Origin of the sequence: Clostridium sp. FP1 (assembly GCF_011065975.2) — a bacterium.
Lineage (GTDB): Bacteria > Bacillota > Clostridia > Clostridiales > Clostridiaceae > Clostridium_AD > Clostridium_AD tagluense.
Genome location: NZ_JAAMNJ020000001.1, coordinates 1220622 through 1245583, shown reverse-complemented (window position 1 = coordinate 1245583; position 24962 = coordinate 1220622). Strand labels below are relative to the sequence as shown.

Genomic DNA, 24962 nt, shown 5'->3' with positions numbered 1-24962 from the left:
AATATACTTTTTATGTATTATCTACTTTCTGCGCTAAGGATATCATCCTCATTATTTCTCTTTCTTTTTCTCTTTTCTTTTATAAACACTACAGCTCCAGGCAGTAATGAAATAATTATTATAGCTATTAGCACATAAGAAAAATGATTTTTCACAAAAGATAGATTACCAAAGAAGTAACCTATACCTAAGAATAAACTTACCCATAGTCCGCCACCAATCATATTATAAGGTATAAATTTAGAGTAATTCATTTCGGAAATACCAGCTACAAAAGGTGCGAAGGTTCTAATTATAGGAATAAATCTTGCTATTACTATTGTCATTGAACCATGTTTTTCATAAAACTCCTGAGCCTTTTTTAAATACTCTTTGTTAATAAACCTTACTTCCTCTTTCGCGAGTATTTTTTTCCCAATCTTTTTACCAATATGGTAATTAGCAGTATCCCCCAGTATCGCTGCAAGATATACTACTATTAAAAGAGTAAATATATTCATTGATCCAATCCCTGCTAGTGCTCCTGCTGCAAATAACATTGAATCTCCTGGCAACAGTGGCATAACAACCAAGCCTGTTTCAATGAATATAATAAAAAAAAGAATAACATATGTTAATATTCCATACTGCTGTATTATTAAAGCTAAATACTTATCAATGTGCATTAATGCATTTATAAGGTTAGTTAAAATATCCATAATTCCCCCCTTTCATTATAGGTTTCTTTTATAGGTTTCTTTTATAAGTTTCCCATTTTTTATATTATATATCTGTAAGATTAAAATCTGATTAAAAATGTCTTAGATTTAGTTTAAGAACTATGATAACTTATAACAAGAAAAGGCTATTGGATGATATCCAACAGCCACATTTTAACAAGAACTCTAACTAATAAATACCTTAAAAAACAAGGGTTTATAACATTAACTAAAAAATTTATGATTAGGTAATTCTTATTGAACCGCCGTGTACCGAACGGTAGGCACGGTGGTGTGAGAGGTCAGTAGATAAATTAATTATCTACCTCCTACTCGATTTATAAATTATGTTGGTTTTTATCTGATCTATAGAGATTGGTAGTGTCAGAATTCGTATTACCAGTGGCCAAATAATTGGAATATGATGTTATCATAATTATCCATGATGTTACCCATTTTTACTCATATCTCTGCGTTCTAACTAACAATTATCTTGAGCAGCTTTTTTTATTATTAAAACCTCCTAATAAATTCACTATATTAAACCCACTAATCGTACAGTACTTGCAACTATAAAGCAAATAACAATCCCAGTAATAGTGGGCACAAGAAAAGAAACAAGTGTCCATTTAATGCTTTGAGTTTCCTTTTTTATAGTTAAGCAGGTGGTAGTGCAGGGCCAATGCATTAAGGAAAACAACATAACACATACCGCAGTTAAAGATGTCCAGCCATTAGATACAAGAAGGGTCTTTAATTGCACTAGGCTATCAAGTTCAATCATACTTCCTGTAGACATATAGCACATAATTATTATAGGGACAACTATTTCATTTGCAGGAAATCCTAAAATAAAGGCCATTAAAATATACCCATCTAATCCAATAAGTCTTGCAAAGGGATCAAACAAATTAGCACAATGAGTTAAAATACTTAAATCACCAATATGGATATTAGCCATTGTCCATATAACTAATCCTGCCGGTGCTGCTACTATCACTGCACGACCAAGTACAAATAAAGTTCTATCAAATATAGATCTTACAATAACTTTACCTACCTGTGGTTTTCGATAGGGTGGCAACTCCAAAGTAAAATTGGAGGGAATACCTTTTAATATTGTCTTTGATAAAATTTTAGATATTATTAATGTCATTACAACGCCTAGTATAATGACGCCGGTGAGAATTAGTGTAGATATTATAGATTGTACTGGTCCTACTATAATTCCACCAAAGAACATTGTAATAATTGCTATAAGAGTGGGGAATCTTCCGTTGCAAGGCACAAAGTTATTAGTAATAATTGCAATTAGTCGCTCCCTTGGTGAATCAATTATTCTACAGCCAATTATACCAGCAGCATTGCAACCAAAGCCCATGCACATTGTTAATGCCTGTTTTCCACAAGCACATGCTTTCTTGAAATAATTATCAAGATTAAAAGCTACTCTAGGTAGATATCCTAAATCCTCTAGCAATGTGAAGAGAGGGAAAAATATAGCCATTGGAGGAAGCATAACTGATACTACCCATGCAAGAGTTCGGTACATACCCAAAACCAATAATCCATGTACCCATGATGGGGTACCTAACCAAGTAAAAAAAATTGTAAGTCTATCTTCAACCCAAAACAGACCATCAGCAATTAATTTAGAAGGAATGTTAGCTCCAGTAATTGTAAGCCAGAAAACTACAGCCAAAAGGAGAATCATAATGGGAATTCCGAATTTCTTAGATGTAAGATATTTATCTATTTTTCTATCAGTATCATTATAGTTTTTATCCTTAACAGAAACTACAGTACTACTGATTTTTTCTGCAGTCTTTACTATTTGAGAAACAACTTTATCACGAAATGTATCAGAATTAATTCCTTGTGCATTTAAAGAATCTCTTGTTTCATAAACACGATTCATAAGCTCAGTCTGCTTAGTTAGGTTAAAATCAAGATACTTATTAATAGATGCTAAGAGAGTTTCATCTCCATCTATAAGCTTTAATGCTACCCACCTAGGATTAAGTTTATTATGAAGTTCTGATTTAAGGGCATTTTCAACCTTATATATGGCTTTTTCTATCAATTCATCATATATTATATTTATGGTATTTGGAGTAATTTTATTAGATGCAACCTCAAAGACTGCGTCCATTAATTCATTTAAGCTCTTTGCCTTAATTGCACTTGTTCCTACTGCAGGAACCCCAAGCTGTCTTGATAGATCATCTAAATTTATAGTTATTCCTTTTCTTTTGGCTTCATCTATTAGATTAACGCATACAACAACCTTTGAAGTAATCTCAAGTGTTTGTATAACAAGGTTTAGATTTCTCTCAAGGCAGGTAGCATCTACTACAATAACTGTTGCATCTGGGTTTCCAAAACATATAAAATCTCTAGCAATCTCTTCTTCAACGGAATTTACCATAAGCGAATAGGTGCCCGGAATATCTACCAAAATAAAATTATTATTTTTATAAGAATATTTCCCCTGGGCATTTGCTACCGTTTTGCCAGGCCAGTTACCTGTATGCTGCTTTAAACCAGTTAAATTATTAAAAACCGTACTTTTCCCAACATTAGGATTACCACCCAAGGCTATTATTTTATCATTTGGCGTAATTTTATCAATTCTAAGCTCTTTTTCTAAAACTCCTGTTCCAGTTGATTTATTAGTCAACCCCAAAAATCTTTCCTCCTTAAAAATGCTAATTATTGATATATTTTATGAGTAGAAGTAAAAGCACAAACTTAAAGTGTTTCTACTAAAATCATAGAGGCTACTTCACTGCGAAGAGCAATTACAGCACCGCGAATAAGATAAGCAACAGAGTCACCAGATGGACTTTTCTGCAAAGATTCTACCGCAGTACCATAAGTTAACCCCAAGTCTAGCATCCTTCTTCTTATTAAACCTTCGGAAATTAATTTTTTAACTTTACATTTTTTACCTAATGGTAATGTACTAAGTGGAATGTCATAACTATTCATATACAAATGAACCCCCTAAAATGATTTGCTGTAGAGAAAAAAACTTTCCCTACACTAAAATATGATAAATACTTTTTAAGTGTTACTAATATATATTAATTATAAAGAATTATTTTAAAATAAAATAATGGTGGTGATTAAATGGATAATAAATTTCATACTGTCCGTGGATATGAATTACAAGGATATAATAAAAATATGATTACTCCTGCATTAGAAGATTATCTTGAAATGATATATAGGACTAGTCTAAATCAACCCTATATTCGAACAAACGTGCTTGCACAGCTTCTAAATGTTAAGGATTCTTCAGCTTCAAAAATGATAAAGAAGCTTGGAGAATTGGGACTCGTAAATTATATAAAATATGGAATTGTAACTTTAACAGATGAAGGTAAGAAATTAGGAGAATTCCTATTGAACAGGCATAATATAATAGAAAATTTTTTATCTTTTATAGGATGTACGGAAGATACGTTAATTCAGGTAGAATTGATAGAGCATATTATTAGCACTGACACAGTAAAGAATATGCAAATTTTATATGACTTTTTTAAAAATAACAACGATATATTAGAAAAATATATGGATTATAAAAATACATTTATTAAAATCTTAGAATAGATTACTGCTAAAAATTAATAATTGAATGTAAATTCCTCTGTGAAAAATAATGAAGAAGAAAATACTTTATCCATAAAGAGAAGCTTCTCACTAAGACCATGGACAGTCAGAAAACTTCAAGCACTAAAACCTATGCATGTTGTTATTCTACTGTTTAATCATCATCTGAGATGCTGAAATATGATTTTATAAATATAAATAGGCATTAAATGGTCAATTTATTATGCTTACAGATATTATTGATAATGGATTTACATCAAACCTAATTCTCCTAATTATAATGCACATATAGAATCTTTTCATTCCTTACTTTCTAAGGAATGAAAAGCATGGAATGAGGTTAAAAACCTCACTGATGGCTACATACTTATTGATGAATATATAAAATTTTATAATGAAGAAAGAATACATGGAAGCTTAAACTATATAAGTCAAAATCAATTTATAAGAAATTTATGAATTAGTTAGTATTCGTTAAAAAATACCTAGAATAGGGTAATTAATCCTAATATTGAATATATTGAAGTACAGCTACAACTTCCTTGAGCTAAGGATTTTTCAAAAGGAAGTCTATACTTAAGTAGAAGTGTAAAATTTCTTCTTAAAGTTACTTTGTAACTAAATTAGATTTTTAGACTCTTACTTATTAAAAATAAGGAGGTTATTTATATGAGTCATAGACATAAAGATATAGTTCTACAGTCAGGACCACCCGTATAACGGGTGGCTTGTTCTAGCCCTATAAGGGCATGTTACTGGCTACGTCTAAAGACATACTGAAAGTTCTGCCAACCGCATACCTTTACATACAACCCCTAAAGGGGTATTATTTTTTGTATTTATTTACTGGCTCACCCGTAAACGGGTCCATATATTCTTTTAAACTTATCTGCTCACATACAATATCTTCTTGAAGTTGGTTTTTTATATATTCTTCTATTGCATTTTTGTTTCTTCCTACTGTATCTACATAATATCCTTTACACCAAAATTGTCTATTCCCATACTTATACTTCAAATTTGCATGTCTATCAAATATCATCAATGAACTTTTACCTTTTAAATATCCCATAAATTGTGACACACTTAATTTGGGTGGTATACTTACAAGCATATGTATATGATCCTTGCATGCGTTTGCTTCTAATATTTCTACACCCTTATATTCACATAGCTTTCTCAATATTTGTCCTATGTCTGATTTTATTTTCCCATATATTATTTGTCTTCTATATTTGGGTGCAAAGACAATATGGTATTTACAATTCCATTTACTATGTGCTAAACTTTGATTGTCCATTTGGATTTTTCCCCTTTGACTTGGTTGTGGTTGGCAAACCTACTTCCATTTTATCAAAGGGGGTTGTTTTTTTCTACGTATAGCTATAAGCTTTTTAGAACCACAGGCATAGCCCGTGGTATTCTTTCATTAAAAAAGAAGCCTAGCAATTACGCTAGGCTTAAATTGTAACCCTCTATTTGGATAATTGAAGATATAAATATTTTATATCTTCATTATATCTTTACATAGGCACCTATTATTTGATTCACATGGATATATATAATTGGCTGCACAACGGATATCTAATTCTTCTGGGTCTTCAATATCGTCTGGAAGTACAAACACTAGTTTACGTCTAATAGTACCACATTGATCTTTATCACATTTATCATCTTTACATACTATTGTAGTAAAACCTCTAAAAGTAAGTATCCTGTGGCAATTATCATATATAATGCATGCAACACATACTTTTTTCTCAAAGCATACGTTGTTTACTTGTATTCTTACAGTTAATAATTTGGCACCATGTTTTTCCATGTCTATTGGATCTACATTAATATTGCTACATAACTCACATGAACATTTATCAAAATTAGCATCTTTACCCATTTATCAAAACTCCTTTATATATAAATTTAAAATGCGACAATACGTACTAATACTGAGTTGGTCATTCAGAAATTTTATAGTTACATATATCATTACAATATATTTTTAACACAAGGCTTATACATTGATATATGTTCTCCTAAATCAGATTAATATCTTAAAATGCCTTTATTATAAATTCATAATTAGTTTAATTAATGGGTTTTTACATAATATATATATCTTCACTACCAATCTATGACATTATAAGTGTTTCTGTTAACAAAAAACCGTAAGTTTAACAATAAAAAATCACGTAATGGATATTTCTTTATAATGTGGACAGTTTTTAGGTAAGTAAACGGTAATATTAGCAGATAATCAAATGGTACTAGTGTTTAACTTATATTCCGCTGAATGAATTTTTGGGTGGGTCTTTGTGAACAACTTAAATTGTCGGAAGTCTTCAATTTAAATTCAGAAAAAAGTTTAGGAAGAAATTATAAGACCAGTCTGCAGCAACCATACTAATACCATATTTTGAAGTTGTACTGACATTAATAATTTCGTCTGGTACCCAACCTAAGCAAATAGATTCCTTTTCCACGGATGAAAATATTCTATCGGGAAGAGTTGTATCGTTTATTTTATCCTCATAAAATATTAGGGATTTGGTCATTATACCATAATCTTTTATGGCTTCAACTTTGCATGGCGATTGTTGAATTTAGTGAAAATCAAGCCAGGTATCATCATTTTATAATTATAAAAATAAGGATACCAGTACATATATGTCCTCCATAAAAATAAATTTCATTATATATTATGCATGAAAAATAATTTTGATACTGACTTCATTTATTATATCTTGTATAATAGTTTTAACCTTTTATGAATGTAACTCAATTAGTATGATATGCTCCCTAGGTGTTTAATATTATAGTTATCTTAGTTCCACTGCCTTCCTCACTTTCTACATTTATAGTTCCACTATGCACCTCTACAATCCATTTAGCAATAGATAGTCCAAGGCCTGTGCCACCTTTTTCTTTAGATCTAGATTTATCTACAATGTAAAATCTTTCAAATATATTTTGAATTTCGCCTTTTGGTATTCCTACGCCACTGTCACTAACAGTAATTTTTACTGTTTTATCCTGGATTTCTGAACTTATATCAATTTTCCCTTGTTCTGGTGTGAATTTAATACTATTTTCAATGAATATCCTAAGCATTTGCTTTATCATTTTATAATCTCCGAATATAAATGCAGCATCATTTTTCCCACTGGATATTATATGGCTAGGATCTATAATCACACTTTCACTCACCACTTCGGAAATAAGCTCATTTAGCCAAAATTCACTTTTCTCTATTATTTGATTTCCACTATCACCTTTTGCAAGAAATAATAGTTTTTCAACTAAGTTTTCCATATTACTACTTTCTAGCTTAATAGCATGAATAGATTTTTCTAAGGCCTGCCTATCATCTTTCCCCCATCTATCAAGTAGGTTTGCATACCCTTGAATAACTGCAATAGGAGTTCTAAGCTCATGGGATGCATCGGATACAAATTGAATTTGCCTGTCAAAAGCTCCCTGGAGCCTATCTATCATTTTATTAAAAGTATTACCTAGTCTTTTAAGTTCATCATCGGGACCTGTGACCTCTATTCTTTCCCTTAAATTATTAATACTAATATTATCAGCAGCTTTAGTTATATAATCAATAGGTTCCAACATTTTTTTGCTTATACTATATCCTAATATAATCGAAGCAATAATCCCTATAAAGTCAGCTATTGCCATAAGTGCAAATAGAATTTTCATGAAGTCATATTCATTCTCCATATCCTTCACTATTTGAATATATGTTGGTCCATTTTTCACAGTTTCAATTCTTAAATTTTTAAATACCAGATGCTTATCATGCTCTTTGAAATTTTTCACTTTATCAAGTGGTTCTTCAGTTTTAATACTATAATTAAATTCCTTTGATATGTTTAATACCTTTCCATCTTCTTTTAGTATCCTTATGGATATATTTTCTTTAGATGGAACATCTGAAATTATTTTTTTATCGGATAAATCTACCTGTTCAATCTTTGACACAGCCTTATTTAATACCATTATTTTAACATCATCTATTTGCTTACTTGCCTGGCTATACAAGTAATATTTTGTCCCGTATAATATTGAAGCATTTAAAATCAGCAATACGAGCGAGAACATCACAGCATAAACTATAGTTAATTTCACAGAAACTTTTGCACTTTTAATGATTTTAAAATCCATAATTAATCACCTTTAACAACATATCCTACCCCTCTTATAGTAGTTATAAGTTTATCTTCAAATCCATCATCAATTTTACTTCGCAAATATCTTATAAACACATCTACTACATTAGTATCCCCTATATAGTCATAACCCCATACCTTCTCAATTAGTTGTACACGTGTAAGTACAACATCTTTATTTATTAACAGCATCTCTAAAAGGTCATACTCCTTTTTAGTAAGTTCAATTTCCATTCCACCGCGCTTAACATTGTGAGCTTTATTGTCCATGACAATATCTCTAACTTTGATTTCATCTCTACTATTGCTTATGGATTTATTCCTTTCATACACTCTAATTCGTGCTAATAGTTCTTCTATTGCAAAGGGTTTTGTAAGATAATCATTTGCACCTGCATCCAGTCCTAAAACCTTGTCTGATATATCGCTTTTTGCAGTAAGCATAATTATAGGTACCATTGACGATTCTCTTATTCTTCTGCAAACCTCAATTCCATTAATTCCTGGTATCATAATATCAAGGAGTATTAAATCATACTGATTTTCCTCTGCTATATTTAGGCCTTCGCGTCCATCCCAGGCTAAATCAACTTTATATCCCTCATGGCTTAATTCCATTTCAACAAACATTGACATTAGCTTTTCATCTTCCACTAAAAGAATACTAAAATCCTTCAAATTATCACCTTCTTTTTATACTATTATACATGATGTAGGTATAACACGTAATACATTTTATATTATATACTTTTAAAGCATAAATATATATTTTTCCTAATAAAATAAAAGCTGTTGCACCTAAGCAATAGCTTCTATTTTATTGATTACTTTGTCTTTATAAGTCCAGTTCTTTCATTGAATTGTTCAATAAGCTTATCTAGTTCTGGCCCCATCAGATGTAATTTTCCCCAATAATTATCATAGTCATACCATTGTGCATTTAATTCATCCAAATCATACTTTTGTTGTTCAATCCAAGTGTAGTACTTAAGATTGTGAATTCGTTTTTTACCTTGGTATGTTAATTCTTCCATACTATCTGTTCTAACACCTAAAACACTTCTGTTATGGTCAATGGCAGCATCAACTTCTGAATAATCTCTACCTCTTTCTGTTTGCATTTCTGCTAGTCTTGATCCATACATTTCTGCAGAATCTGTAAGAACAGTAATTACCATATCATTTTCTGTTAACTCATAATACTTAGCAAATTTAATACAAGATAGAATATTTGCTGCACCAGATATACCAATGTATGAAAGTTTAGAAGTAAGATCTGCTGAAATACCTTGCTGTTTTAAATACGCCTTACCAGCTGGTTCATTAAAGAGTTTAAACATAGCTAGTGCATCATTATCATCAATAGCAATAACCATATCTGTATTGCGTACATTATGAATCCAAGGAATATGCTTATCACCAATACCTTCAATTCTGTGATCACCAAAACCATTATTAAGTAGTGTTGGGCATTGAAGCGCTTCACCCACTGCAATTTTAGCATTTGGGTATTGATCTTTTAAAAAGTCTGCACTTCCAAGTGTGCCTGCTGAACCCGATGTTAAGCATATGCCAGCAAGTTTTCCCTTTGGACCAGCCTCCGCTTTGATCACATCATTCATAGCATTTCCAGTTACTTCATAATGCCATAAATGATTACCAAGTTCACCAAACTGGTTAAATATCACAACATTATCTCTAGTATTTTTGAGTTCCCAGGTCTTATCATAAATTTCTTTTACATTACTTTCACAACCGGGAGTTGCAATAACTTCTCCAGCTACTTTTGAAAGCCAGTCAAAACGTTCTTTGCTCATATTTTCGGGTAATATAGCAATGGATTTGCATCCAAGTAACGCAGAGTTATATGCTCCACCACGACAGTAATTACCTGTTGATGGCCAAACTGCTTCGTGATAGGTAGGATCAAATTGACCCGTAACTAAACGTGGAACAAGGCAAGCAAAACTTGCTCCAACCTTATGGCATCCAACAGGAAAATATTTCCCAACCATAGCAAAAATCCTTGCTTTAACACCTGATATTTCTGACGGAATCTCGATATAGTTTGGTAGCTCGTTGTATAGTCCACCCTGCTTTACAGGCTGATTTTTCCATGAAATTCTGAACAAATTAACAGGGTCAATATCCCATAACCCAGTAGTCTTCAACTTTTCTTTAATTTCTTCAAATATCTTGCTAGGGTCCTTCATCTGAGCAAAAGTTGGTATAATAACATTTCTTTCTTTAGCACTCTCTACGGTTTTTTTAAGTTGCTCCTCATTAATTGTTAAATCTATTAATTTTTCCACTTAAAAACCTCCTCTGTGTATATATAATTTTATTTATTTTCTTCAAAATATTTAATAAGTAAGTCTAATTCCGGCTTAATTTTATCTGGCTTTGAAACTGCCATTTGAGCAGATTTTACATCCTTGAGGCCACTACCTGAAACAATAAAAGCTACACTTTCCTCTGGCCTTATAGCTCCAGTACTTGCGAGTTTCATAAGCCCTGCAAAAGCTGTTACACCTGCTGGTTCTCCAAATACCCCTGTATGTCTTGCAAGCACCGTCATGGCATTTAATATTTCACTATCACTAACATCTACTGCAATTCCACCGCTTTCCTTTAACGCATTAAGTGCTTTATATCCGTTTCTTGGTATTCCCACGGAAATACTATCTGCTATTGTTATTGGAGTTACATAGTCGAACTCACTTTTATTATTTCTAAACGCTCTGTTCACAGGATTGGATCCCTCCGCTTGTACTGATACCATTGCTGGTAACTTATCAATTAGGCCAAGGTCATAGAATTCTTTGAAGCCCTTCCACACTCCTGCAATAGAGCAACCATCACCAACGGACATAATTACCTTATCAGGAACTTTGAAATCTAGCTGCTCACATATTTCAAAAGCTGCTGTTTTCTTTCCCTCAACCAAATATGGGTTAATGGCGCAGCTTCTGTTATACCATCCAAAATGATCTACTGCCTTTAGGCAGAAATCAAAGGCTGTGTCATAATCTCCATCCACTAGAATTACTTTGCTTCCAAATATTAAAAGTTGTGCAAGCTTTCCTTCTGGAATTGCCTCTGGAACAAAAATATAATTTTCAATACCCATACAAGCGGCAAAGCCAGATACTGAAGATGCTGCATTACCTGTGGAGGCAGCACATATTACATCTTTTTTAAGTTCAATAGCTTTCGCAATACCAACTGCTGAAGCCCTGTCCTTAAAGGAGGCAGTAGGATTTCTTCCTTCATCTTTCACATAAATATTTTTTATATTTGAAAGTTTTTCAAGTCTGCTAGATTTATATAAAGGCGACATTCCTATTTGAAGCGGTGCCACTCCTGTTAATCCCTCTAAAGGAAGAATTGGTATATACCTCCATATATTAGTATTTTTATTTTTCTTTAAATATTCTTTAGTCAGCTCATTCTTAATGAGCTCCATATCATAAATAACATCAAGGGTGCCGGAAGTGCCACAATGAGGACAATTATACATGACTTCTTCGCTTACAACCGCTCCACATTTGGAGCATTTCAAGTGCTTAATTTTTTTCATGTTTCACCTCTACCTTTTTTATTTTTTTACACAAACTGTAAAGACGAGTTTATTCATACTTATATATAGAAAATTTAAATTGTGAATCTATAATTTACCAAGCAACAATTGTGCCAAATTATGGAGTAGCTACATAGCTGATATCAACGCTTAAAGTAGGTATTTTTTCAATTTTTTAAAAAAAAATATCATAATGATAAATATTATCATTATGATAAAAGTATTCTTTTTCTGAATTTTCAATCTTTAAAAGTGTTAATGAATAATAATTTATCATTTTGATAAATTGTATTCTTCAATTTTTCTGTATAATGTTGCTATTCCTATACCAAGTTTCATAGCTGCATTTTTTTTACCTTCAGTGGTTTCACCACATTTTTCTAGTGCATTTTTTATTGCGTTTTTTTCAAGATATTTTAGTGTATATATCTCATCCTCATTATTAAAAATATTAGTTGCATTATGAAAAATACTTTTAGGTAAAATTTCTTTTGTTATTATACCATCAGTACCCATCATATTAATAATATATTCCACAGTATTCTCTAGTTCTCGTACATTACCTGGCCATTCATAGTTATAAAATATTTGCCATATGTCACCCCCTAATTTTATATCTAAAAAGTTTTTGTTGAATAAACTGCAATATTTTTCAATAAAAGTTTCTATAAGTAGTTTTATGTCTTCCTTTCTTTCTCTTAGTGGAGGAATTTCAAGAGGGATTACATTTAATCTATAGTATAAATCCTCTCTAAATTTGTTTTCCTTTATGGCTTTTACTAAATCTTTATTTGTTGCTGCAATGACCCTAACATCAATATCAATAGTTTTATTTGAACCTATTCTTGTAATACTTCTCTCTTGCAGGACTCTTAAGAGTTTAGCTTGAAGGTAAAGAGGCATATCCCCAATCTCATCTAGCAATATGGTACCTTTACTCGCGAATTCAAACTTGCCCATTTTACCCATAGGATCTGCACCTGTAAATGCGCCTTTCGCATATCCAAAAAGTTCGCTTTCCAGAAGCATATCTGGAATAGCACCACAATTTATAGCAATAAAAGGCTTGTCCTTCCTGTTACTTTCATCGTGTATAGCTCTTGCAAACATCTCTTTTCCAGTACCACTTTCTCCAGTTATAAGAACTGTAGATGAAGACATTGCAATTTTCTTAACCTTTTGCTTTAATTTTAAAATTTGTTCTGATTCACCAAAAATGTCCACACTCTTTATTATTTTATTAAAGGCCGCAAAATTTGATAACTTTTCTTTGAATTTTTTTGCATCTTGAAAGAAAAACATCCTATCATATTGCGCTTCATTAAATTTTATAGGGTATATGCTACCAATAACAAAGAAAACCTCTTTATCTACCATTAGTTTGTATTCCTGAAGATCAAAAACGTTATCTCCACTTATCTTAATTTGAACTTTATGATTTATAAAATTTCCTGATAAATTTAGTTCTTTTAAACCATTTTCATTTATATTGGTAATACAATTGTCTTTGTCTAGTATAATTACACCTTGCTCAATTTTATCTACAACAAAATTCAGGAGTTGTAGCAAGGTCTGTGCTCTCATTTTTTCTCTTTTTTCATAGGCGGTACTACTTATAAACTCAGAAATCTGATGAAGGAAGGCCATGTATATATCAAAGCTTGCCATTAGATGTTCCTTTTGATCGTTGTTACTACATATTAAACCAATTACCCCTATAGTATCCTCATTTATCTTTATAGGTGTACTCATTTCAAATTCTTCTCCACAGAATTCTCTTTTAGGGCAAGGGATGCAAAGTTCATCTTTTCCTGGCTCATATATAATCTGTGATTCTCCAGATTTTATAACCTTTCTATAAACGTACCCTTCTTTCGATATATCTTCATCTATTTTATCTTTATAGATTCCTGTACCTGCTATTCTAATTAAATTATCATCTACTATTTCAACTTCTACCTGAAGAATCTGGGATATAATATTTGCATATTTAATTACTGCTTCCTGTATATTTTTCAATATGGAGTTCAATACTGTTACTCCTCCTTCGCAAATAATAATTTAAACTGTACCTAATACTGATTTTAAACTTTTTGTATATTTAAGTAAAGTAAAAAAAAGCCTATATCTTAATTAGTAAGTAAATTAAGCTAGGGGCTTTTTTTGAATTATAAGTATGATTTTATTCCTTAAATGTTTTTGGAATTGCATCTTGAGGCAACTTGCCATCTAGCTCTAAATAATAGTGCCGAATAGGCTTCAAATTATCATCTAGTTCATATACAAGTGGAATACCTGTAGGTATATTCAAATTTACAATATTATCACTAGATATGTTATCCAGATATTTCACTAGTGCTCTTAAAGTATTTCCATGTGCAGAAATTATAACCTTCTTACCCTCTTTGATTTTGGGTGCTATTTCTCCAAACCATTCAACCATCACTCTCTTTACAGTATCCTCTAAACTTTCAGTTGTAGGAATCTCATCTTCTCTTAATTCACTATATTTTAATTCCTTACCTGGATATCTATCATCAGTTTTCAAAAGTTCTGGTGGTCTTACATCTACATATCTTCTCCATTTATGGACTTGCTCATCTCCATACTTTTCTGCAGTTTCCGTCTTGTTTAAACCCTGCAATGCGCCATAATGTCTTTCATTCAGCTTCCATGACTTGTATACAGGAATCCACATTAAATCCATCTCATGCAGTGCAATCCAAAGAGTTCTAATTGCCCTTTTTAACACAGAAGTATATGCTATGTCAAAGGTATACCCATTTTGTTTAAGAATTTCACCTGCTTTCCTTGCCTCAATTAAACCATTTTCTGATAAATCTACATCTGTCCAACCGGTAAATCTATTTTCTTTATTCCAAAGGCTTTCGCCATGTCTTATTAATACTAGCTTAATCAACTTGATCACTCCTTTATTAATTTATATACTACGATTATTTGTATTTAGATTATTATACTCCAAATCATTGTACATATCCAATAAAGCTAACTAACTATAATTCACCCATATTTACATTTTTTACCAAGTGCCTGGCACTTCTATTATTTTTCCACAAATCCAAATTTCATCCAAGGCTCTAAGTATTCTAATAAAAAGATTTCTTCTTTTGCAATTTTTCCAACCACATTAGTTTTACCGCTATTTTCCATGTCTTTTAATGCAATTTGAAGTTCTCCTGCATACCTTGTATATAAGGAAGATTCAATTAAAACGTCTCCTCTTTTAATATCAGGAGTGTTAAAAGTGGGAAATTCGCAATCTTTGTACTTGACTCTACTTTGCGTGGATCTAGCAACATACTCTGATACATCACCACGATTGAAATGAAACTCTTCCAAAACAATTTTTCTTTCCAATTCCGGAATATTGTCCTGCAATTCTACTGTAAATTGCAACATGTCTTTATTTATCTTACTTAATTTTTGTAATTCCTCTTCACTTGCAAATGCATTGCCTATGATTATATCATCAATTACTCCAGTACATAATAAATGCTTAGCCTGTATTTCTATTGGTAAATTTCTATGCATTTCTAAAGTGCAAAGTCCTTCGGATACAGGCCAAGGCCCAAACTTAGCCACTTTAGAATTTATAAAAGCAGCAGTCCTAATGCCTAATTCTTTAAACTGTTTGCTACACTTTGTAAAGTGTTCATAACTTAATCCAGTATAAACATGAGGATAAAAATTATGACAGCCTAAAATGTTATCCACATTAGGCTTATAAGATAAAATATTATCCACATATTTGCTTCCATTACTCATATTTAATTCAATTTTTAATCCATAGGGATTAAACGTCATAATAGATTCTTCTATTCCACTAAAACCTAAATCCAATCTTATACCATATACACCTAGTTCTTTAAAAAATGATAAATCTTGAAAAGTTATTCCAAATTTATTAAACACAGCTGGTTCAACATCTGCAATTACTTCCATACCACATTCATTTGCAAAAGCCACAATTTCTTTAAATTCAATTATGCTCTTTTCTAAATTTCTATCCTCTAAAGAAATTAGGCAAGTAAACATCCTTTTAAATCCATATTCACTTGAAAGTTTAATATATGCTAAATTTTTTTCTTTGCTCCCATTATGAGGATACACTGAGATCCCAAGTTTATTCATTTTTATTGCCTCCACAATTATATTTTCAGAAAATCTAGTTAGTCCTTATAATTTGCTATAAATTCTTTAAGTGAATTTACTGCCTCTGCTTCATCTTCACCCTCTGCTAATACGGTTAACTCATCACCTTTTATTGCAGCCATTGATAAAATTGATATTATACTTTTTCCATTATAATTTTTTTCCTCTTTTATAATATTTATCTGACTTTTATATTTTGATGCTTCTTTTATAAGTAAAGCAGCAGGTCTTGCGTGAAGTCCTACTTCATTTCCCAAAATCACTTTTTCACTTTTCAATGTATTTCCTCCTTTCCATAAATTATCTAACATCAATATTTTTTTATAATTATAAAAATAATTACTTTTATTTAACATCACCATTAAATCATCATTTATAAAATATTGGTAAGTATTTTTTATGTGCCTCAAGCATTTCATCAAGTATTTTCTTAGCCAAAGTATCAGATGGAATTAATGGATTAATAGTCATTGCGAGTAATGCTTTATGATAATCACCTGTTATTGCAGCTTCTACTGATATAATTTCAAAAGCTTTAATTTGCATTATAAGTCCTTGTGTGGCTATAGGAAGTTCACTTAGGGTGCATGGTACAGGTCCCTCTTTTGTAATAACACAGCTTATCTCAACCGCTGAATCTCTCGGAATACCTGAGATTGCACCATTATTTCTAGTATTAACTACTTGGATATCTTTCCTATCATTATAAATTGATTCAATTAATCTACAAGCCGCATCACTATAATAAGCGCCTCCACGCTTTTCAAGTTGTGGTGGCTTTATATCTAAATTTGGATCTTTATAAAGTTCAAATAATTCTTTTTCAATTTCTTTTACAACCTCACCTCTTGTTCCTAGGGTCTCTGCTTCACTTAATTCATGGTTTAACATTTCATCTGCCTTATAGTAGTATCTATGGTATGGACAAGGGAGTACACCTAATGCCTTTATAAAATCTTTTTCCCAGTCTAAATCTATTATATTTTTCATAGACATAGATACATTACCATTAAGAATAGTGTCTATAACCTTTTCAGTAACGCGCGCCCCATCTAAATATACATTAAGTCCATAAACCATATGGTTTAGTCCTGCAAAATCTACACGTATACGGTTTGGTTCTACCTCTAAAGCTTTTGCAATATTCATTTCCATATGTATAGGTACATTACATAGCCCTACTACTTTTTTAATTTTTCCATATTTTAAAACTGCTTCTGTAACCATCCCTGCTGGGTTAGTAAAATTTATAAGCCATGCATTAGGACATATTTTTTCCATTTCCGCGGCTATGTCTAATATAACTGGAATAGTTCTAAGAGCCTTAAATAGACCCCCTGGCCCGTTAGTTTCTTGTCCTATAACTTTATATTTCAGTGGAATTTTTTCATCTAGAATTCGAGCTTCTAGTCCCCCTACTCGTATTTGAGTAGTTACGAAATCAGCATCCTTTAATGCAGTTGTCCTGTCTAAAGTTCCATAAACACTAATTGGTAAACCTGATTTTTTAATCATCCTATTGGCTAATTCACATATTATGTTTAATTTTTCTCTGCCTTCTTCAATATCTACAAGCCAAATTTCTGTTACTGGTAATGTATCATATCTTTTTATAAATCCCTCTATTAATTCTGGTGTATAACTTGAACCACCACCTATTGTAACAATTTTAAGCCCCATCATATATGCACTCTCCTTTATATATATAACATATAGCTATGCACAACTCCATCTTACTTAGTCTGCTATCTTTTCATATAAAGCAATAAATTCTGTTGCCAAATCCTTTACTGTTATTGCATTCATCAAATGATCTTGGGCATGTATCATTAATAGAGATATCTCTACGCCTTGTCCTGATATTTCCTTTTGTATTAACTGTGTTTGAATTTTGTGAGCATTGTTTAATTCTATTGATGCTTCCTTAAGGGTTTCTTTTGCTTTTAAAATATTACCATTTTTAGCTTCTACTATTGCTTGCATACTTATGCTTCTAGCGTTTCCACCTAAAACTATAAGTTGCATTATTACTTCTTGATTATCCACATTGTCCATAATTAACATCCCCTTTTTATTAATTGAGAATTAAGAGCTGAGAGTTAATTATATTTTCAATTCTTCACTCTCAATTCTCAATTCTCAATTTTAAAAAATATTACAAAGAATTTCTGCTATCCATCCCACTCTCTTTAGGTGTGGTATGGATATCACTACTAAAATATACCATTAGACATGGTTATTTTAGTAGGATATAATATACCTAGGTTTTGAAACGAGCCATATACTATCGTTAATGTATCAATTGTGATGCTTGATAGTGAAATTCTTGAAGAAAATAATTAGTTTTTATATGTTGTAATTTATAGTTTTTATTATAAATGAGAGTATAAAAGAAGTTATTTAGTATTTAAGAACCCCATTCATTTATGTGTGGGAGTTTCAGATATTCACATTAGCTTTAGCTTTCGCTGAAGTAGTTGTAGCTTGACTTTCTTCTTGTACGCACTTTTTGTCCCATGCAAGGAAAAAAGGATAATATATAACCATTGCTATTCCGAAGTTAACTATTTGAAGAACAGCTCCCGATATTTTTCCACCTGTTGCTAGAAATCCTCCAATAATCGGTGGTGTGGCCCAATGTACGACTATTCCTACTGGTTTTGCTACAAATCCCCACTTCATAGAGAAATAAGTAACTACAACCAACACTAATGGTGTTAATATGAATGGAATAATAAGTAATGCATTCATTACAATTGGCATACCAAATATAACTGGCTCATTAATATTAAATAATGAACTTCCAATAACTGATTTACCAAAAGTTTTGCCTTGCTTACTTTTAGCCCTTACTACCATTAAAATAACTAGTGCTAAAGTAGCCCCTGATCCTCCTACATAAACCCATGAATCAAAAAACTGCTTACTAATAATTTGAGTAACTGGACTACCTGCTTTGTATAAATTTAAATTTGTTTCCATATAACTTAACCATACTGGCTCCATTAACCCACCAACTATAATTGCGCCATGAAGTCCGCATATCCATAATAAATGAATTAAAAATACAATAAGTAATGTTGCTGGTAAACTTGTGCCTAAATTACTAAGTGGTATTTGTATTAATTTAGTAATAAGTGCGTGTAAATTTCCATAAGGTGTTAATCCACACAAGCAATGAATAATGAACATAGTAAAAATACACGCTATACCCGGAATCATTGCTGCAAATGATTTTGCAATTGCTGGCGGTACACTTTCTGGCATCTTTATAGTTATATTTTTTTGTATAACACGTCTATATACCTCTGTTGATATAAATGCAACTATAATTGCAACAAAAACTCCTCCAGGACCCATATTACCAAAAGAAACTCCCCAGGCACCTTTTACGCCTCCACAATCCTGCGGCGTTACTGTAAAAAAGCATGCTAAGGCTATAACCGCAGCTGGTAGTTGGTCAACATGATAACTTTGAGCTAAATAATAAGAAATACCCATACACACTATTAGAGAAAATATCCAAAAAGTAGCATGAGCCGGTGCTGCTAAATACATTCCCTGAAAATTTGGTCCAAATGTACTTGCTAACCACTTTGGCCATGCACCATTAGGTAAAGGTATGTTACATAAAATTAAGAATATAGAACCTGCAATTAAAAGTGGCATGCCTAAAACCATACCGTCCCTCATTGCCTGCATATGTCTTTGAGCCGCAACTTTAGATGCAACTGGCATGAGTCTTTTTTCAAGAAATGCTAATATCTTATTCACATTAATGCCCCCTTGTAATTAATAATAATTATTATTAATTATTACTCCCCTTAACAATGATAAATCACCGTAATTTTCACTTTTCCTATAGAACTAACTTTCCTTCTGAAGTTCAATTAACTTCATTGCATACTCAAGTACAGCTTTTCCATTAATTCTTCCATAATCAATCATGCTAATTACTTCAACAGGTATGTGTTGCTCTTTTCCCATTTTTTTCAAATCATTAAGTTTAAACCTAATTTGAGGTCCTAATAATAAAACATCTGCATTTTGTATATTATCTACTACTTGAGCTTCCCCTATAGCCCATATTTTTGACTCTATACCCATTTGTACTGCAGCTTCTTGCATTTTTTTGACTAGCAAACTTGTAGACATTCCACCTGCACAGCATAATAAAATATTCATTTCCAACCCCCCATCACATTTTAAATTTGTATACATATAGTAATAGCAACATCTGTGCCAAAACACCATGTTGCTAAATTAATAGATAGTCCTACAACCCATTTACGGCTATGGAACCATTATTGTTGCTACTTATTTTAATCCAAAATATTTATAAAATTGAAACTTACGACTAACCATAATACAGTCTATGTTTTACACTGTTTTACTTTTTTTCAATATATTTTATAGTGTTTTAATAATTTACTTACTGTTTTAATGATTTCGTTTACAATGTACTTTTTTTAAACACTATTAAATAGTGTTTTATTCTTCAAGTTTTTCAAATTGCATTTTCCTTTTTTCTATTATATTCATAATATAGCATACTTCATCATCCATTATATTTATCTTGTATTTTTCTTCTATAAAGAACAATGAATTTTTCACTATATAATATAAGCCTTTGTTGTTATGGATGTATTTGTTTTTATCCCCATATTCTATAAATTTTTCTCCTGATTTTAATCTGTCTATCATGCAACTAATATGAAGGGTAATACCAATTAAATCTTCAACAGCTATTTTTTCTTTTATACTTTTTTGAATTTTAGAAATAAACTGTTCTACATCTTGAAAAACTTTTTCCCCCTCAACATTTTTCAAATGATTTTTCAAGGTTTTTCCCATACCGTAGTAGGTACTTTGAATATCAACTATTTTTTGTATATCACTAATAGCATTTAACCCTATAACTTGTTCTAAGCTAAATTGAGGTATTTCAGTATTTATATTAAAATGGGACACTATTGCTATAATTTCCTTTTCTTTACCGAGTGTAATTATTCTACTCTCAATTTTTTCTTTATGAATTAAATTGAGTGGAATAATTTCACATAATTTATCATCAATTTTTAAGTTGTCCAAAAGTAAATTTTTGATTGCTATTGCACTTCCCTCTCCAGTCATGCATATTGTTACTATTGCCATTGTTTTACACTTTGTTTTCTCTATGGTTTCGTTTTCAACAAATGGCATTATGTCATAGCAGTCCCTATATATATCATCTAATTTATATCCAAGAGATGATTTTCTTGTTGCTTCAATAACATGCAGCGTGCTAACCAAAGAAATTACTTTAACTGGAATTTCAAATTCTTTTTCTATAATTTGACCAAAAGTAGTTAATGACCCCATATCAGTTAAAAAAATATATCCAGCTTTTCTGGTATCTTTTGTTACATATTCTCTTACTTCATTTAAGATTTCATTAGCACTAACATCAAGAGGTGCATCAAAAGCTACAGCATACTCTATTCCTAAGAGAGTATTAGCAGTTTGTACCATGGATGTAGCCGTACTATTTCCATGTGCTATAACAAGTACACCAGGGTTATTAATTGTATTTTGAATATTTTTATGGTCTAATACAAAAAACATGGCTATAAATCCAGCCTCATCCACTGGTAATTTTATGTCTAAATTGCTTTCTATTATCTTTAAGCAATCTAATGCTACATTAAATTCATTTTTATATTCATTTTTAATTTTTTTAATTTGAGGGTTAATTATTGTTTTATTATTTTTAATTCTATCAACAAGGGTTTTTATATGGAACGATAGTCCAAAATATACCTTTTGGCTAAAACTTTTATTTAACTTTAATTCACTATACTTTAAAATCTCTTCCACCACATGCACAATAAATGGATCTACTAAATTTTTAATATTAGATACATTTATATTATTGTTTACTCTACCTATATATTGTGCGAAATATCTGTCAATATCTTCTTCCATTATTTTTTCTAAACAAATATCACTAATTCCTTTAGCTCTTAATTCATTAGCCTTTTCATCAATAATCTCATATATGCTTTGTTGTTTTTTCTCAAAATCGAAAATATCCTCATTACATTCATTATTAAACACGTAATACCTATTATGTATACCAATAATACTATTCCAAATTTGTCTATGCTCCTTTTCCTTATATAAACCTTCTCTAACATAAACAGGCAAATCAGAGCTATTTATTTTTACGACCTGTTTTTTATTGCTTAAAAAATCAGCATATGCCTTAGCACAAGAAAGCTGAATATCTGTTTTAAGCTGTCCAACATTATTTTTACAATCATAACTAAAAAGTGCTCTTAAGGAATTAATAGACACTGAAATATCTCTGCTTAGCCTATGAGATTCTTCTGTAAAAAAAGTTCTTATTAACTTAAATCTTTCTTGAAATCCGCGTTCTTTTAAGCTAGGTATTTTTATAATCATAGGAATTCTTCTTGTAAAAGTTGTAAGCAAACTAGAATCTGGATTTTCAGTAGTAGCTGAAATAAACATCACTTCTGACGTTCTTTCCTTTTCGCTTTCTCCAAGCCTTCTAAATATACCCTTATCCATAACTGTAAAGAGCATTTCCTGACCTTCAGATGGTAATCTGTGAACTTCGTCTAAAAATAATATCCCCCCCTGTGATTTTTCTATTAAGCCCTGCCTATCGCTATCAGCCCCAGTATATGCGCCTTTTTTCACACCAAATAACTGACTTAAAAGAAGTTGTGGATTATTTGAATAATCTGCACAGTTGAAAATTATAAATGGAGAATCCTTCTTGATTTTACCTGCTTCTAATGCATATCTGTACATTAGCTCTGCAAACATTGATTTTCCAACACCTGTTTCGCCTAAAATCAGCGTATGCATTCCTTTAGGCGGATATAATATAGCTGCCTTAGCGTATTCAACTGCTACTGATAGACTATTATTTTCTCTTAAATATCTGTCAAATACACATTCATTCTTGCACTGAACCTTTTCATAATTAACAGTAAATAATACAGGTCTACTATTACTTTTTTTTACTTTACCTTCAACACATAATTTATTTAAATCACTACTTACATTCGCTCTAGTAAGCCCTAATACTCCTGCTAAATCGTTTGCATTAATTCCATCTTGATAACATATAGCTTTTAAATTTTCATAAATAATATCAATTCTCTTCATATTTACACCCCTACATTATTATTTTTTTTGGGGAATAATAAATTACTTTTTGTTTTTCTCTTCTGAATTCCTATACCTTTGAATTAATTCCTGTTTAACAAGCCAAAGTTCCAAAGATAAATCTACATAGTATTTATGAGGATTAGAAAATCTCCTAACTTCCTCCCATATGCTGTCTACTTGATTTTTGCAGTAAATTCTTATTTCTTCTATGGTTGGTAATTCATATACACATTCTCCCTTAAGGAAAACTGGAACTTGAAGCTTTTTAGCATAAAAATTGGTGACTTTTTTCTTCTTCCAAGTATAAACTGGGTCAAAGATATTATAAGGTGCTGATTCATTTATAACCTCCTCCGCCAATGTGATAACATCAGCAATTGCCTTATGTGTATCCTTGTCGTATAATCTCCAAATCATTTTGTATCCTGGGTTGATAATTTTTTCTTCATTTTCACTTAATTTAATTCTTGGTGAAATCTCTCCATCTTCTTCAACAGCTACTAATTTATAAACTCCACCAAATACCGGTTCTGATTTAGCAGTAACCATTCTTTCACCAACACCAAATATATCTATTTTAGCACCTTGATTTAATAAATCAGTAATGATATATTCATCTAAACTGTTTGAAGCTACTATCTTACAATCTATGAGACCTGCATCGTCAAGCATAATCCTCACTTGCTTTGAAAGGTATGAAAGGTCCCCACTGTCTAGCCTAATTGCTTTTAATCTCATTCCAATAGGTTCTAGCACATCCCTCGAAACTTTAATAGCATTAGGAATACCACTATTTAAAACGTTATAAGTATCAACAAGCAGTGTGCAGGAGTCAGGGTAAGTTTTTGCATAGGTTTCAAATGCCTTATATTCATCTCCAAATAATTGTATCCAGGAATGAGCCATTGTACCAGTTGCAGGAACTCCAAACATTGTTTCTGCCATTACAGTGGCAGTACCCGCAACGCCACCTATATAAGAAGCTCTTGCGCCCATTATAGCTCCATCAGCTCCATGTGCCCTTCTTGCTCCTAGTTCTAAAACTGGTCTCCCTTTTGCAGCCCTAACAATTCTATTAGCCTTAGTAACTATTAAGCTTTGATGATTAACTGTTAATAAAATCATTGTTTCAATAAGTTGTGCATCAATTACCTTAGATTTAACAGTTACAAGTGCTTCATTAGGAAATACCGGTGTTCCTTCAGGTATTGCATAAATATCTCCAGTAAATTTAAAGGTTAATAAGTATTGTAAAAATTCCTCCCCTAAAATTCCTTTACTTCTTAAGTAGTCAATATCTTCTCCAGTGAATTTAAGCTTTTTGATAAAATCAATAAGTTGCTCCAATCCTGCAACTATTGAGTAACCTGCTCCATCCGGATTCTTTCTGTAAAACATATCAAAATACACAATAGTATCTGAAAGCCCATTTACAAAATATCCATTTGACATTGTTAGTTCATAAAAATCCATTAACATTGAAAGGTTTCTTTCATCTTTAAGATTGAATTTGTTTAATATTTTACTCATTTATATCGC

Annotated in this window: 20 protein-coding genes and 2 pseudogenes; 2 read left to right on the top strand and 20 right to left on the bottom strand. The window is 31.4% G+C overall.

Annotation, left to right across the window (positions count from 1 at the left end):
* Window positions 1-17: 17 nt before the first annotated feature.
* The 3 genes from G9F70_RS06055 to G9F70_RS06045 all read right to left on the bottom strand — a co-directional run bounded on the left by G9F70_RS06055 (window position 18) and on the right by G9F70_RS06045 (window position 3689).
* A complete protein-coding gene (locus G9F70_RS06055; protein WP_164945272.1) occupies window positions 18-698 on the bottom strand; it encodes a VTT domain-containing protein in 681 nt (226 codons plus the stop codon).
* A 535-nt stretch (window positions 699-1233) separates the two neighbouring features.
* Window positions 1234-3384 (bottom strand): ferrous iron transport protein B, encoded by a 2151-nt coding sequence (gene feoB / locus G9F70_RS06050; RefSeq protein WP_164945271.1) that lies wholly within the window; start codon window positions 3382-3384, stop codon window positions 1234-1236.
* A gap of 65 nt (window positions 3385-3449) precedes the next feature.
* Window positions 3450-3689: a ferrous iron transport protein A gene (locus G9F70_RS06045; RefSeq protein ID WP_164945270.1), complete on the bottom strand. Its 240-nt coding sequence runs from the start codon at window positions 3687-3689 to the stop codon at window positions 3450-3452.
* 141 nt (window positions 3690-3830) lie between these two features.
* Between G9F70_RS06045 and G9F70_RS06040 the strand changes: the two genes are divergently transcribed.
* Both G9F70_RS06040 and G9F70_RS27445 read left to right on the top strand, forming a co-directional pair.
* Complete coding sequence (locus G9F70_RS06040) at window positions 3831-4313, top strand: metal-dependent transcriptional regulator (protein WP_164945269.1); 483 nt, start codon at window positions 3831-3833, stop codon at window positions 4311-4313.
* A gap of 357 nt (window positions 4314-4670) precedes the next feature.
* Window positions 4671-4772: pseudogene (locus tag G9F70_RS27445) on the top strand (IS3 family transposase); the annotation flags it as partial.
* A 367-nt stretch (window positions 4773-5139) separates the two neighbouring features.
* Here the strand turns inward: G9F70_RS27445 and tnpA are convergent.
* The 17 genes and pseudogenes from tnpA to G9F70_RS05950 all read right to left on the bottom strand — a co-directional run bounded on the left by tnpA (window position 5140) and on the right by G9F70_RS05950 (window position 24953).
* Complete coding sequence (tnpA, locus tag G9F70_RS06030; protein WP_224617364.1) at window positions 5140-5613, bottom strand: IS200/IS605 family transposase; 474 nt, start codon at window positions 5611-5613, stop codon at window positions 5140-5142.
* Between the two features lie 204 nt (window positions 5614-5817).
* Complete coding sequence (locus G9F70_RS06025) at window positions 5818-6207, bottom strand: hypothetical protein (protein ID WP_164947370.1); 390 nt, start codon at window positions 6205-6207, stop codon at window positions 5818-5820.
* Between the two features lie 478 nt (window positions 6208-6685).
* Window positions 6686-6913: pseudogene (locus tag G9F70_RS06020) on the bottom strand (protein phosphatase); the annotation flags it as partial.
* A gap of 196 nt (window positions 6914-7109) precedes the next feature.
* On the bottom strand, window positions 7110-8483 hold the full coding sequence (locus G9F70_RS06015) for an ATP-binding protein (protein WP_164947372.1): 1374 nt from the start codon (window positions 8481-8483) through the stop codon (window positions 7110-7112).
* 2 nt (window positions 8484-8485) lie between these two features.
* On the bottom strand, window positions 8486-9166 hold the full coding sequence (locus G9F70_RS06010; protein WP_164947373.1) for a response regulator transcription factor: 681 nt from the start codon (window positions 9164-9166) through the stop codon (window positions 8486-8488).
* Between the two features lie 146 nt (window positions 9167-9312).
* The gene (locus G9F70_RS06005; protein WP_164947374.1) at window positions 9313-10800 is read right to left on the bottom strand and encodes a pyridoxal-phosphate dependent enzyme; all 1488 of its coding nucleotides are present in this window, start codon (window positions 10798-10800) and stop codon (window positions 9313-9315) included.
* A gap of 29 nt (window positions 10801-10829) precedes the next feature.
* On the bottom strand, window positions 10830-12068 hold the full coding sequence (locus G9F70_RS06000; RefSeq protein ID WP_164947375.1) for a threonine synthase: 1239 nt from the start codon (window positions 12066-12068) through the stop codon (window positions 10830-10832).
* Between the two features lie 273 nt (window positions 12069-12341).
* Window positions 12342-14099, bottom strand: coding sequence for a sigma 54-interacting transcriptional regulator (locus G9F70_RS05995; protein WP_164947376.1), 1758 nt, complete (start codon window positions 14097-14099; stop codon window positions 12342-12344).
* Window positions 14100-14250: 151 nt separating this feature from the next.
* The gene (gpmA, locus tag G9F70_RS05990) at window positions 14251-14988 is read right to left on the bottom strand and encodes a 2,3-diphosphoglycerate-dependent phosphoglycerate mutase (RefSeq protein WP_164947377.1); all 738 of its coding nucleotides are present in this window, start codon (window positions 14986-14988) and stop codon (window positions 14251-14253) included.
* Window positions 14989-15131: 143 nt separating this feature from the next.
* Window positions 15132-16220 (bottom strand): DUF871 domain-containing protein, encoded by a 1089-nt coding sequence (locus tag G9F70_RS05985; protein WP_164947378.1) that lies wholly within the window; start codon window positions 16218-16220, stop codon window positions 15132-15134.
* Window positions 16221-16258: 38 nt separating this feature from the next.
* On the bottom strand, window positions 16259-16519 hold the full coding sequence (locus G9F70_RS05980; RefSeq protein WP_125003262.1) for an HPr family phosphocarrier protein: 261 nt from the start codon (window positions 16517-16519) through the stop codon (window positions 16259-16261).
* 91 nt (window positions 16520-16610) lie between these two features.
* Window positions 16611-17924, bottom strand: coding sequence for a 6-phospho-beta-glucosidase (locus G9F70_RS05975; RefSeq protein WP_164947379.1), 1314 nt, complete (start codon window positions 17922-17924; stop codon window positions 16611-16613).
* Window positions 17925-17978: 54 nt separating this feature from the next.
* The gene (locus G9F70_RS05970) at window positions 17979-18296 is read right to left on the bottom strand and encodes a PTS lactose/cellobiose transporter subunit IIA (RefSeq protein ID WP_164947380.1); all 318 of its coding nucleotides are present in this window, start codon (window positions 18294-18296) and stop codon (window positions 17979-17981) included.
* A gap of 384 nt (window positions 18297-18680) precedes the next feature.
* Entirely contained in the window at window positions 18681-20015 is a 1335-nt protein-coding gene (gene celB, locus G9F70_RS05965) for a PTS cellobiose transporter subunit IIC (protein ID WP_164947381.1), read from the bottom strand.
* A gap of 93 nt (window positions 20016-20108) precedes the next feature.
* Complete coding sequence (locus tag G9F70_RS05960; protein WP_125003255.1) at window positions 20109-20426, bottom strand: PTS sugar transporter subunit IIB; 318 nt, start codon at window positions 20424-20426, stop codon at window positions 20109-20111.
* Window positions 20427-20732: 306 nt separating this feature from the next.
* Window positions 20733-23420 carry a sigma 54-interacting transcriptional regulator gene (locus tag G9F70_RS05955; protein WP_164947382.1) on the bottom strand — a complete coding sequence of 896 codons (2688 nt, stop codon included), beginning with the start codon at window positions 23418-23420 and terminating at the stop codon, window positions 20733-20735.
* A 42-nt stretch (window positions 23421-23462) separates the two neighbouring features.
* The gene (locus G9F70_RS05950; protein ID WP_164947383.1) at window positions 23463-24953 is read right to left on the bottom strand and encodes a nicotinate phosphoribosyltransferase; all 1491 of its coding nucleotides are present in this window, start codon (window positions 24951-24953) and stop codon (window positions 23463-23465) included.
* Between the last annotated feature and the right edge of the window lie 9 nt (window positions 24954-24962).